Source organism: Janthinobacterium sp. GMG2, from assembly GCF_033949445.1.
Lineage (GTDB): Bacteria > Pseudomonadota > Gammaproteobacteria > Burkholderiales > Burkholderiaceae_D > Janthinobacterium > Janthinobacterium aestuarii.
Window position 1 is genome coordinate 1,036,651 of record NZ_JAXAWA010000001.1, and the last position, 11,349, is coordinate 1,047,999.

8 protein-coding genes are annotated in these 11,349 nt (G+C 65.2%); 4 read left to right on the plus strand and 4 right to left on the minus strand.

Annotation, left to right across the window (positions count from 1 at the left end):
• Positions 1 to 76 precede the first annotated feature (76 nt).
• Together rdgB and hemW are read left to right on the plus strand one after the other, a co-directional pair.
• Complete coding sequence (gene rdgB / locus SKZ59_RS04695) at positions 77 to 661, plus strand: RdgB/HAM1 family non-canonical purine NTP pyrophosphatase (protein ID WP_034753983.1); 585 nt, start codon at positions 77 to 79, stop codon at positions 659 to 661.
• Positions 658 to 1,932, plus strand: coding sequence for a radical SAM family heme chaperone HemW (gene hemW, locus SKZ59_RS04700; RefSeq protein WP_034753981.1), 1,275 nt, complete (start codon positions 658 to 660; stop codon positions 1,930 to 1,932). The genes rdgB and hemW overlap by 4 nt, the downstream gene beginning before the upstream one ends.
• Here the strand turns inward: hemW and SKZ59_RS04705 are convergent.
• The 3 genes from SKZ59_RS04705 to SKZ59_RS04715 all read right to left on the minus strand — a co-directional run bounded on the left by SKZ59_RS04705 (position 1,929) and on the right by SKZ59_RS04715 (position 6,197).
• Complete coding sequence (locus SKZ59_RS04705) at positions 1,929 to 3,104, minus strand: tetratricopeptide repeat protein (RefSeq protein WP_319990950.1); 1,176 nt, start codon at positions 3,102 to 3,104, stop codon at positions 1,929 to 1,931. The two genes, hemW and SKZ59_RS04705, sit on opposite strands and share 4 nt — an antisense overlap.
• Positions 3,105 to 3,271: 167 nt before the next feature.
• Positions 3,272 to 5,002 carry a methyl-accepting chemotaxis protein gene (locus tag SKZ59_RS04710; protein ID WP_072455348.1) on the minus strand — a complete coding sequence of 577 codons (1,731 nt, stop codon included), beginning with the start codon at positions 5,000 to 5,002 and terminating at the stop codon, positions 3,272 to 3,274.
• 121 nt (positions 5,003 to 5,123) lie between these two features.
• Positions 5,124 to 6,197 (minus strand): patatin-like phospholipase family protein, encoded by a 1,074-nt coding sequence (locus tag SKZ59_RS04715; protein ID WP_319990951.1) that lies wholly within the window; start codon positions 6,195 to 6,197, stop codon positions 5,124 to 5,126.
• Between the two features lie 204 nt (positions 6,198 to 6,401).
• Between SKZ59_RS04715 and SKZ59_RS04720 the strand changes: the two genes are divergently transcribed.
• Positions 6,402 to 7,271 (plus strand): hypothetical protein, encoded by an 870-nt coding sequence (locus SKZ59_RS04720; protein ID WP_319990952.1) that lies wholly within the window; start codon positions 6,402 to 6,404, stop codon positions 7,269 to 7,271.
• A gap of 68 nt (positions 7,272 to 7,339) precedes the next feature.
• On the opposite strand, the gene tal is transcribed toward SKZ59_RS04720, so the two are convergent.
• Positions 7,340 to 8,275 carry a transaldolase gene (gene tal / locus SKZ59_RS04725; RefSeq protein WP_319990953.1) on the minus strand — a complete coding sequence of 312 codons (936 nt, stop codon included), beginning with the start codon at positions 8,273 to 8,275 and terminating at the stop codon, positions 7,340 to 7,342.
• Positions 8,276 to 8,482: 207 nt separating this feature from the next.
• On the opposite strand from tal, the gene SKZ59_RS04730 reads away from it, so the two are divergent.
• Positions 8,483 to 11,344 (plus strand): type VI secretion system Vgr family protein, encoded by a 2,862-nt coding sequence (locus tag SKZ59_RS04730; protein ID WP_319990954.1) that lies wholly within the window; start codon positions 8,483 to 8,485, stop codon positions 11,342 to 11,344.
• Positions 11,345 to 11,349 lie beyond the last annotated feature (5 nt).

Below are 11,349 nucleotides of genomic sequence, written 5' to 3' on the forward strand. Positions count from 1 at the left end.
GTTGAGCGCGGCGGTGGGCCAAGGTGAGGGGAGCGCAAAAGGTTTACAATGTCGGCACTTCAACCGGACTACTGACATGACTCAACGCCTCATCCTCGCCTCCAACAACGCCGGCAAGCTCAAGGAATTCAACGAGCTGCTTTCGACCATCGGTTTTTCCGTCCACGCCCAGGGCGAGTATGACGTCCCGGAAAGCGACGAGCCGTTCCACACCTTCGTTGAAAACGCTCTGCAGAAGGCACGCCACGCGTCGCGCCTGACGGGCTTGCCGGCGCTGGCCGACGATTCCGGCGTGTGCGTCAATGCGCTCGGCGGCGCGCCGGGCGTGTACTCGGCGCGCTATGCGGGCGAGCCGAAGTCGGACGCGGCCAATAGCGCCAAGCTGATCGCCGACCTCGAGGCGCATGCCGACAAATCCGCGTATTACTACTGCGTGCTGGTGTACGTGCGCCATGCGGACGACCCGCAGCCGGTGATCGCCGACGGCCGCTGGAATGGCGAGATGATCGCCACGCCGCGCGGTAACGGCGGCTTCGGCTACGATCCGCATTTCTTCCTTCCCGCGCTGGGCAAGTGCGCGGCCGAACTGACGTCCGATGAAAAGAACGCGCTGTCGCACCGTGGCCAGGCCCTGCGCGCGCTGGTGGAAAAGCTGCGATGATCCCGATCAAACTGGTGGGCGCCGTTGCCAAGTCGGCAGCCAAGCCCGGCGCCGCTCCCGCGCCGCAGGAAGGCATTTCCGGCGCGGCCGGGGCGGCCCTGAAATACCTGCAGCCGGGCGCGCTGAACCTGACGGCCCTGCCGCCGCTGTCGCTGTACATCCATTTCCCGTGGTGCGTGAAAAAATGCCCGTATTGCGACTTCAATTCGCACGAGGTGCGCGGCGACTTGCCGGAAGCCGAATACCTGGCGGCCCTGCGGCTGGACCTGGAAATGGCGCTGCCGCTGATCTGGGGCCGCAAGATCCACACGATTTTCATCGGCGGCGGCACGCCCAGCCTGATGTCGGCGGCGGGCCTGGACCGGCTGATGTCGGATGTGCGCACCCTGCTGCCACTGGAGCCCGATTGCGAAATCACCATGGAAGCCAATCCGGGCACCTTTGAAGCGGAAAAATTCAAGTCCTACCGGGCCAGCGGCATCAACCGCCTGTCGATCGGCATCCAGAGCTTCAATGGCCGCCATTTGCAGGCGCTGGGCCGCATCCACGACGACAACGAGGCGCGCCGCGCGGTGGAGATCGCGCACGCCAATTTCGACAATTTCAATCTCGACCTGATGTACGCGCTGCCCACGCAGACGCTGGACGAGGCGCGGCAGGACCTGGAAACGGCGCTGTCGTTCGCGCCGCCGCACCTGTCGCTGTACCACCTGACGCTGGAGCCGAACACCTTGTTCGCCAAGTATCCGCCCGTGCTGCCGGACGACGACGAGAGTGCCGACATTGCCGACATGGTGGCCGCGCGCGCGGCGCAGGCGGGCTACGGCCGCTATGAAGTGTCGGCCTATGCGCAGCCGGGCCGCCAGGCAAAGCACAACCGCAATTACTGGGAATTCGGCGACTACCTGGGTATCGGCGCTGGCGCGCATTCGAAGATATCGTTCCCGCACCGCGTGCTGCGCCAGGCCCGCTACAAGCAGCCGCGCGCCTACATGGATGCGGTACTGGCCGGCAACCCGGTGCAGGAAGAGCGCGAACTGGCGCGCGAGGAAATGGGTTTTGAATTCATGCTCAATACCCTGCGCCTGACGCAGGGTTTTGCGCCAAACCTGTTCGCCGAGCGCACGGGCCTGGCTCTCAACGCCATCGAGCAGCCGCTCAATGCGGCCGAAGCGAAAGGCTTGCTGTACCGCGACCACCAGGTCATCCGCCCGACGGAACGGGGATTGTGCTTCCTGAACGATCTGCAGCAGATGTTCCTGGAAGATTAATGCGTGGTGACGGCGCGCAGGCGCTGCAGCTTGGCCGCATAGAGCGTGTGGTCGCCGCGCGTGGTGCTGCTGCTCATCGCCAGTTCCAGCTGCTTGCCGGCCTGCTCCAGCTGGCCCAGGCGCGCATAGGCTTGCGCCAGCCAGAAGTGGAACTCGTGGTAGTACGGGTCGCGCGCGATTTCACGTGAAAACAGCTGTATCGCCCGCACGTAATCGTTTTGCTGCATGGCCGCCTTGCCCAGGTTGAAGTAGTGGAAAGGCGGCTGCGGCTGCAGCGCCAGCAGGCGCCGGCGCAGCGGCAGCGCTTCATTCTGCAGGCCGGACGCTTCCAGCGCCTGCGCCAGGTTCGACAGCAGCACCGTGTTGTCCGGCGCGCGCGTCAGCGCATGGGCGAACGTGCGCCGCGCTTGCGCCAGGTTGCCATGGCGGAACTGGACCACGCCCAGGGTGTTGTAGGCGCCGGTGAACGAGGGGTCCTGCAGCAGCGCTGCCCGGGCCCACCAATACGCCTGGTCCAGCTGGCCTTCGCTCATGCTTTCGGCGGCTCGGTTGTTCATGTACATGGCGAGCACGGTTGCTTCGTCGAGTTCCCGCGTGCGATAGCTGCCCATCTCCGCGGACGGCAGGAAATCGATCACCATCATGCCCTTGGCATCGTACCTGCCGGATTTGTCGTCCAGCCGCTGGCCCAGTACCAGGTTGACGTGGCCGGCGACAAAATACATGTCGCCGCTGCGGCTCCAGCTTTCTTCACCGAGCACCTCTTGGTAGCGCACCTGCAAGCCCATTTCATGCGCCAGCGCCGCCGTCATGATCACCAGCGACAGGCAGTTGCCCTGGCGCGCCGCGAACGTTTCGCGCGCATTGCGCGTCATGGCCGCATCGTATTCGAGTTTCAGCCTGCTCTTGTCGTACAGGGCGTCATACAGGGCCGCGCGGTCGTTCTTGTTGCGCGCCTCGCGCCGCACTTGTGTGCGCACATACTGGCGCATGGGCTCGTCGATGGCAAAGACCTGGCTGGCGTCGATGGCGGCGGCCGGGGCGAAATCGCTGTCGTTGAAGATGGGGGGCAGGCTGGCAGGCGGTGCGACGCTGCAGGCCGCCAAAACACAGCAGAGCAGGGCGGCGCCCAGGTGCTTGAAGCAAGGGGCGGAAACAAGATAGGGGCGCATGGTCTCTCCCTGGAGGCGCCGGCTGTCTCATGTCGCGGTGGCGCGCCAGTCCCACCTGAAACCAGTATCGGCGCGCCTGGCGCCGCTGTCAAATAGTTTCAAGCGCCTTGCCGCCGCCGGCACGGCGCTTGAAACTGTGCTTGAAAACCGGGCTTGAACCCCCGGGCTTAAAATTCTTCCCAGTCGTCGCCGGCGATGTGCGATGGCGTTTTGTGCGCCGCCGCACCGGCCGCCTTGGGTGCTGCCGGCTTGCCGGCCGTGGCCTGGGACTGGCGTGGCGCGAGTTTTTGCGTGCTGGCAATGGCGGCCTTGGCTGGCCGCGCGGCGCGCACGGGCGCCGCCGCGACGACGTGTTCGAGCTGGAAGCCGGCCGCCACTTGCGCCAGGCGCGCGGCCTGGTCCTGCATGCTTTCGGCCGCGGCCGCCGCTTCTTCCACCAGGGCCGCATTTTGCTGCGTCACCTGGTCCATCTGCGCGATGGCCTGGTTGACCTGGTCGATGCCCAGGCTTTGTTCGGCACTGGCGGCGGTGATCTCGGCCATGATGTCGGTCACCCTGCGTACGCTGTCGACCACTTCACCCATGGTGCTGCCCGCCTGCTGCACCAGCCGCGTGCCATTGTTGACCTGTTCCACCGAGTCGCCGATCAGGGTCTTGATTTCGCGCGCCGCCGCGGCCGAGCGCTGCGCCAGGCTGCGCACTTCCGTGGCGACGACGGCAAAGCCGCGTCCCTGCTCGCCGGCGCGCGCCGCTTCGACGGCCGCGTTCAAGGCCAGGATATTCGTCTGGAAGGCGATGCCGTCGATGACGCCGATGATGTCGACGATTTTCGTCGATGCCGTATCGATGGCGCCCATGGTGTCGACCACCTGGCTGACGATGCTGCCGCCCCGTTCGGCCACGCCGGACGCGGCCACCGCCATCTGGTTGGCCTGGCGCGCATTGTCCGCATTCTGCTTGACGGTGCTGGTCAGTTCTTCCATCGACGACGCCGTCTCTTCCAGCGAGCTGGCCTGCTGCTCCGTGCGCGCCGACAAATCCTGGTTGCCGGCGGCGATTTCGCCCGACGCCGTGGCAATCGCGTTGGTGCCCGTCTGCACTTCCGACACCACCTTGCGCAGCGCCTCGTTCATGCCGTGCAGCGCGCGCATCAGGTCGCCGATTTCATCGCTGGCGGCCTTGCCGAAATGCGTGCGCAAGTCGCCGTCGGCCACCGTTTCCGCCACTTTCACGGCGGCCTTCAACGGCTGCGTGATCGAGCGCGTGATCAGCCAGGCGCAGACGCTGCCCAGCGCCACCACCAGCACGCACAAGGTCAGCAGCAGGGTGAAGCTGCGCCGGTTGGCCGCCTCGATCGCTTGCGCCGTGGCGTCGATGGCCTGGCGCTGCTGCGACAGCAGGGCCTTGACGTTGTTCTGGTATTTGGCGGCGGCCGGCGCGAAGCTGTCGCGGTAGGTGCTTTCCGCCTGCGCCGCGTCGCCGGCCTTGCGCGCATTCATCACCAGGGTCTTGGCATCCTGGTACTTGACGCGCTCGGCGATGGACGATTTGAAGATGGCTTTTTCTTCGTCGCTGTCGAGCAGCGCCTCGATTTTCTTCAGCAGTTCGCTGCCCTGTTTGGTGCTGTCGGCGATGGTGTCGGCAAACACGCTGGACAGGGTTTCATCCGTGCTTTTGGCGATCATCGAGGTGCGCGCGATGGCCGAATAGATCAGCACGTACCAGTCCGATACGAGGCGTTCCTTGGCCAGCGGTTTTTCCATCATTTGCCGCGTCGCTTCGGCATTCACGTGGGCGCTGTACAGCGCGTACGAGGTGGAGATCACGGACAGCAGCAGCACCAGCGCGAAGCCTGCAGCCAGGCGCGTGCCGATACGAAGGTGGGAGAGGGCGTGCATGGTTGGAGCTCCTGTCGCAGAGGGGATTTAATTGCCTGTGCGACATAGTATGCACTGAGAAGTGACCAAGAGGCGAGCGAAACGCGCGCTCGTTTTGGCGTCTGTTGCAGCCACGCCCGTGCTACAGATCGCCCGCCTGGCGCAAGTCCGGCTGCTCGGCCCAGCGGGCGAAGGCGGCCGCCATGCGCTCGCTTTCCGCGATGGCGCGGCGCCAGTCGCGCATGCGCGCCGCGTGGTCTTGCCCGTAATGGGGGAAGTCGCGCCGGTCCGGCAGTTTTCCATTGGGCAGGCTGGCCACGAAGGCGGGCGAGGGCGAGACGAGGATCATGTTGTCGAGTGCGCTATCGCCGCTGCGCGCGCGGCGCCAGGGCATGGCTTTGTCCAGCCAGCCCGGTACGATATGGTCGGCAAAATGCGGATACAGCACGAGGTCCGGTTCGCGCTGGTAGGGCAGGTGCAAATGGTAGTCGACCAGGCCGCCGTCCCAGTAGCGCCCGGGGGGCGCGCCGGCGATGTCCGTGACCGCGTCGAGCACCAGCGGGATGGAGCCGGAGGCCAGCAGCGCGTCGCGCAGGTTGTCTTGCGCCAGCGGCACGAAGTGGGAATGAAATGCGTCGAAGCGCGAACGCAGCCAGCTGGCGCCGTCCGGTCCGGCATGGAACACGGTGCGTTCCAGCGAGGCGGCCAGACGCGCGCGCGCCACGGCGTTGCCGGCGGCCGCCAGCAGGAAGCCGCGCCGGTCGCGCCATTTGCCCGGCTGCGCCAGCGCGCCAATGCCGCGTACGGCCAGCACCGACAGGCTGTGGCGCTCGTGCCGCAGCAGCTGCGCATCCTGGCCATCGAGGACGGCGTCGAGCAGGGCGCGGCAGGTGCGGCTGACGTGCGCCGCCTCGGGTTTGTCGGGATAACGCTGGCCCACGTATTCGCGCACCAGGCGGCGCTGCGCGGCCACCGGATCGGGGAACACGGCGGCGGCCATGCGCCAGGCGCCGATCGAGGCGCCGACGAATTGGCGCGGACGCGGCGCTTGCGGCAGGAAGTGGCCGAACAGCCAGCAATCGAGCTGGTGCAGGATCAAGCCTTTCGGCCCGCCTGCGGCGGCAGGGACGATGGCGATATCGCTGGCGCGCACCCCGTTGTCGGCGATGCGCGCCCGGGCGCGGCGGCCCAGGCGGATAGTGATCGGTGATTGCATGAGTAGTCGTTGGCGGCCTGTAGCCAGGTATTTTACCGCCAGCGTGGCGCCACGACACAGTCGCGCTCGCTATAGTCCCATTGTTAGTATTAATAAATTTCTTTAAGGCAACCATTCTCTTGAGAAATGTTGCATAATATTGGACGTTGAATTTTTGGCATGTGCCAAGGATTCCTTATGTCTTGCTTTTTTTATTGGAATCGTATGCAACTGAATCACGCTTTTGTTCTGACCCTGATCGCCGCTTCGCTCGCCGCTTGCGGTGGTGGCGGTTCTTCTTCCCCATCCGATACGGCGGTTGCCGTGAACACGGCCAAGCCTGCCGATCCGGTGGCGCCCGTCGTTCCTGTCGTTCCTGTCGTTCCCACGGTGCCAGCGGCCACCGGCGAAAACACGGGTAGCGTCAGTGCCCGTTTCGTCAATGGCGACAACAGCCGCTTCATCTTTACGGCTATCGGCTTGCAGAGCAGTGGCAAGGCCAGCCTGCTGGTCCAGGATACGTCCGGCGCCTTGAGCAATATCGGCAGCATCGTGCTGACGGGCAACCCGTCCGTGACGCGCGAAATCAGCGGCGACGCGGCTTTTGCGCAGGGACGCTGGTTCAAGGGCTCGTTCAGCAACAGTACTGGTGCCACGACGTTGACCGGCAACAATGCCAGCGCGCATTACGTCGCCTACAACGTGCTCGCCGCATTGCCAGCGACCGGCACGTTCACCTGCGATGCCGGCACGTTCACGGCGCCAAGCTATACGGGCGGTACGAACATCTCGTCGAGCGGCTACTTCGGCACTGCCAGCGGCACTGCCAGCATGTCCTTCGATGCCTCCGGCGCGAAAATAGCGCTGGCCATCGACGCCAGCGCTGGCGGCAGCACGGGCAAAGTATCGGCTTCGACGACCATCGCTTCGCCAGGTTCCAGCAGCATCACCGGCGGCTACCTGTCGAATGGCACGGGCGCGCAGCTGATGCTGGGCGACGGCGGCGCCGGCCGCTATCTGCTGATCGCCGCCTACAAGGCGCAGCTGGCGAATGGCGCCAATTACCAGGGCGTGGCCACGTTCCGCTGCTCCTGATCGCACGGGCATGAAAAAAGCGGCGTCCGTGCAATGCACGGACGCCGCTTTTTTTTCGTGAGCCGGAATTAACGCAGTGCCGCGATCATCTGTTTCAGCTTGCCGGAATCGACGCAGAAGGCGCGGATGCCTTCGGCCAGTTTTTCCGTCGCCATCGCGTCTTCATTCATCATGAAGCGGAAGGCTTCTTCGTTCAGCGACATTTGCACGATGCTGGTCGATGGCGCCGCTTCGGCGCTCAGCTTGCGTTCCACCGGCGCATCGCTGTCGGCCAGTTTTTGCAGCAGGTCGGGGCTGATGGTGAGCAGGTCGCAGCCGGCCAGTTCGAGGATTTGCGACGTGTTGCGGAAGCTCGCGCCCATCACCTCGGTCTTGTAGCCGAACTTGCGGTAGTAGTTGTAGATGCGGCGGACCGATTGCACGCCCGGGTCTTCCGCGCCCATGTAATCGATGCCCGTCGATTTCTTGTACCAGTCGTAAATGCGGCCGACGAACGGCGAAATGAGCTGGGCGCCCGCTTCGGCGCAGGCAATCGCCTGGGCCAGCGAGAACAGCAGGGTCATGTTGCAGCGGATGCCTTCCTTTTCCAGGATGGCGGCGGCGCGGATGCCTTCCCAGGTGGAGGCGATCTTGATCAGCACGCGCTCGCGCGGAATGCCGGCATTCGAATACAGGGCGATCAGGTCGCGGCCCTTGGCGACCGTGCCTTCCGTGTCGAACGACAGGCGCGCATCGACTTCGGTCGAGACGCGGCCGGGGATGGTTTGCAGGATTTCCACGCCAAAGGCGATCAGCAGGCGGTCGATGATTTCGGCGGTCGAGGCGTTCGGATGGTCGCGCACGGCCTTTTCCAGCAGCGGCTTGTATTCATCCTTTTGCACGGCCTTCAGGATCAGCGACGGATTCGTCGTCGCATCGCGCGGCGTGTATGCCTGGATCGATTGGAAGTCGCCGGTGTCGGCCACCACGGTAGTAAATTGCTTCAGTTGTTCGAGTTGGTTCATGGCTGCACGGGAAAGAGTGAATGGGCTTGCCGGGCTATTGTACCGAATTCACTGCCTGAAGCATCGACTACTGGTTTGCCCGCGCACTACTTACTCAATTGAATCTTGCTTTTTTGAGAACTCGCGCATAATTGCCTGGACTTGTTTATTTTGTACATTGTTTTAATAAGCAATGTGCGATGCCACTCTCCAGATGAAGAGCATCTTTTGACACAAGATATCGTTAGCGCGGTAGCCGCCTTCAACGGCGCGACACGCCTGTATGCATTGTCCATCGGCGACGATGGACAGGACAGCGGCTTGCTGGTCGAAGCCTTTGCCGCCGACGAACGGCTGCAGGAGGTGGGCGCGCGCGACATCATCGCCTTGTCCACCAGCGCCCATGTGGCGCTGGCGTCGCTGCTGGGCCAGCCTGCCAGCCTGCACGTCAGCCTGGCGGACGGCACGCGCACCCCATTTTCCGGCTATATCAGCGCCGCCGCCACGCTGGGCAGCAATGGCGGCCTGGCGCGCTACCGGCTGCGCATCACCCCATGGCTGTGGCTGCTGACCCAGGCGCGTAACAGCCGCGTCTGGCAAGACAGGAGCGTGAGCGCCATCGTCGACGAGGTCTTGCAGGCGTATGCGCCGTACGCGCTGTGGCGCTGGAGCGACGAGGTGGCGTCATTCATGCAGGAGGCGGGCGAGCGCAGCTATTGCTGCCAGTACCGGGAATCGGACTACGATTTCGTGCGCCGACTGCTGACGGAAGAGGGGCTGGCCTGGCGGTTTGACGGTCAGACCATGATCGTCTTTGCCGATAGCAGCCAAGCGTGCGCCACGCCCGAGGACGCCAGCAGCGCGCAAGGCGGCGGCTTGCGCTTTCATGGCGCCCGCGTCGGCGAGCCGGGCGACAGCGTGCAGGCCTTGAGCGCGCGGCGCAGCCTGCAGGTGGGCCTGAGCAGCGTACTCAGCTATGACTACAAGGCGAAAAAGGCCGTGGCCGCCAGCGTGCCGACCAACACGGTGCTCGGCGGCAAGCATGCGCCGATGCTGGAAAGCTACGATACGCCGGGCCAGTACTGGTACGCCAGCGCCGCCCAGGCGCAGCGCTATGCGCAGTTGCAGATGCAGGCGCATGAAGCGCGCGCCCAGCTGTGGCAGGCGCGCTCGACCGTGCGCACCCTGCGCGCCGGCACGCGTTTTACCCTGACGCAGGGACCATTGCCGCCCGCCGATGGCGCCGCACCCGAGTATGTCGTGCTGCGCGTGGCCAGCATCGGCGTCAACAACCTGCCGGTGCCGGCACTAGAGGGATTGGCGGAACTGTTCGGCCCGATACCGGAATTGCTGGAGGAAACCGTGGCGCAGTGGGGCGACGGTTTTCCTGATGTCGCCGCCGCGATCGCGCAGGCACAAGCCAGCGGTTACGCCAACTGCATCGAGATGATCAGCGCAGGCACGCCGTGGCGTCCGCTGCGAAATGGCAACGATGCGCGCCAGCATGCCACGCCGACGGCCCTGGGCAGCCAGAGCGCCATCGTCGTGGGAGCCGATGGCCAGGACGCGGCCAGCGGCGCCGATGAAATCTATTGCGACAGGCTGGGCCGGGTGCGCATCCGCTTTCACTGGCAACAGGAAACGGCCGCGACCTGCTGGGTGCGCGTGGCGCAGCGCGCGGCCGGCGGCGGCATGGGCAGCCAGTTCCTGCCGCGCATCGGCCAGGAAGTGCTGGTGCAATTTTTGGAAAACGATATCGACCGGCCCGTCATCATCGGCGCGCTGTACAACGGCCAGGGCGAGGGCGGAAGCAAACCGACCCCGGGCGGTGTTGGCGGCGAGTCTGGCGACGCCGGCGTGTTCCAGCCGGCACACGATCACGCGGTAGCGGGCCAGGGCAATGTGGCGGGCGGCAACAGTCCGCTGTGGCATGGCGCCGCTGGCGCCAGCGCGGCGCATCGCAATGCCAGCGCGCAATGGGGCATCCGCAGCAAGGAGTTCGGCAAGGCGGGAGGAGCGGCGGGCTACAACCAGCTGTTGTTCGACGACACCGACAGCCAGGGCCGGGTGCAGCTGAAAAGCAGCCATGCGGCCAGCGAGCTGAGCCTGGGGCATCTGATCCATGGCGCCGACAATTACCGGGGCAGCCTGCGCGGCGCCGGTGCCGAATTGCGCACCGATGCGTATGGCGCGGTGCGGGCGGGCGCCGGGCTCCTGATTTCCAGCTACCTCGTCAACCACGACGCGCGGGCGCGCGATCCGGCCGGCGACAATGCGCCCGGCATGGCGCTGCTCAAACAGGCGGCCAAGCTGGGCGAGACTTTCAGCGAGGCGGCCGTCACGCACCAGGGGGTGGCCTATGCGGCGCACCTGGGGGCGACGGCGCCCGGCAGCAGTACGCTCGATGCCAAGGCCGCGCCGTTGTCGGCATTCTTGACCAGTGCCTCCGGCATGCTGAGCCGCGACAGCGTGGACGCCGCCAGGACCGACGCGGCCGGCAAACCCACGGCGCCGGCCGACGACAAGCTGCCGCACAGCAGCGACGCCATCATCGCGGTGGCGGCCAAGGCGGGCCTGGGCGTGGTGGCGGGCCAGGATATGCAACTGGCCAACGGCGAAACGGCAACACTGATGAGCGGGCTCGATACGCAGTTCGCCAGCGGCGGTCAATGGCGACTGCACACGGGCCAGGCGATCGGCATGCTGGGCGGTGTCGTCAAACCGGGCGAGGGCGAGCTGGGCGTCCAACTGGTGGCGGCCAGCCAGCCCATCGAGGTGCAGGCCCAGTCCGACGAGATCAAGGTCCAGGCGCGCGAAGAGGTCAATGTCATCAGCGCCAACGCGCACATCGACTGGGCGGCGGCGAAAAGCATCCGCCTGTCGACGGCGGGCGGCGCCAACATCACGATCGAGGGCGGCAACATCACGATCCAGTGCCCGGGCAAGATCACCGTGTTTGCAGGCAAGAAAAGTTTTATCGGGCCGGAGCGGCTGACTTATCCGTTGCCCAGATTCTCCCGTTCCATATGTAAACGATGCAGGCGTAGCGCAGCCGAATCAGGTTCGCCTTTTTCCATGGTGGAAGAGTGAATAGC

Bases quoted from the DNA above. Each gene is read 5' to 3' on its own strand.
- SKZ59_RS04705 (WP_319990950.1), bottom strand. From the start codon at position 3,104: ATGCGCCCCTATCTTGTTTCCGCCCCTTGCTTCAAGCACCTGGGCGCC.
- SKZ59_RS04720 (WP_319990952.1), top strand. From the start codon at position 6,402: ATGCAACTGAATCACGCTTTTGTTCTGACCCTGATCGCCGCTTCGCTC.
- hemW (WP_034753981.1), top strand. From the start codon at position 658: ATGATCCCGATCAAACTGGTGGGCGCCGTTGCCAAGTCGGCAGCCAAG.
- tal (WP_319990953.1), bottom strand. From the start codon at position 8,275: ATGAACCAACTCGAACAACTGAAGCAATTTACTACCGTGGTGGCCGAC.
- SKZ59_RS04715 (WP_319990951.1), bottom strand. From the start codon at position 6,197: ATGCAATCACCGATCACTATCCGCCTGGGCCGCCGCGCCCGGGCGCGC.
- SKZ59_RS04710 (WP_072455348.1), bottom strand. From the start codon at position 5,002: ATGCACGCCCTCTCCCACCTTCGTATCGGCACGCGCCTGGCTGCAGGC.
- rdgB (WP_034753983.1), top strand. From the start codon at position 77: ATGACTCAACGCCTCATCCTCGCCTCCAACAACGCCGGCAAGCTCAAG.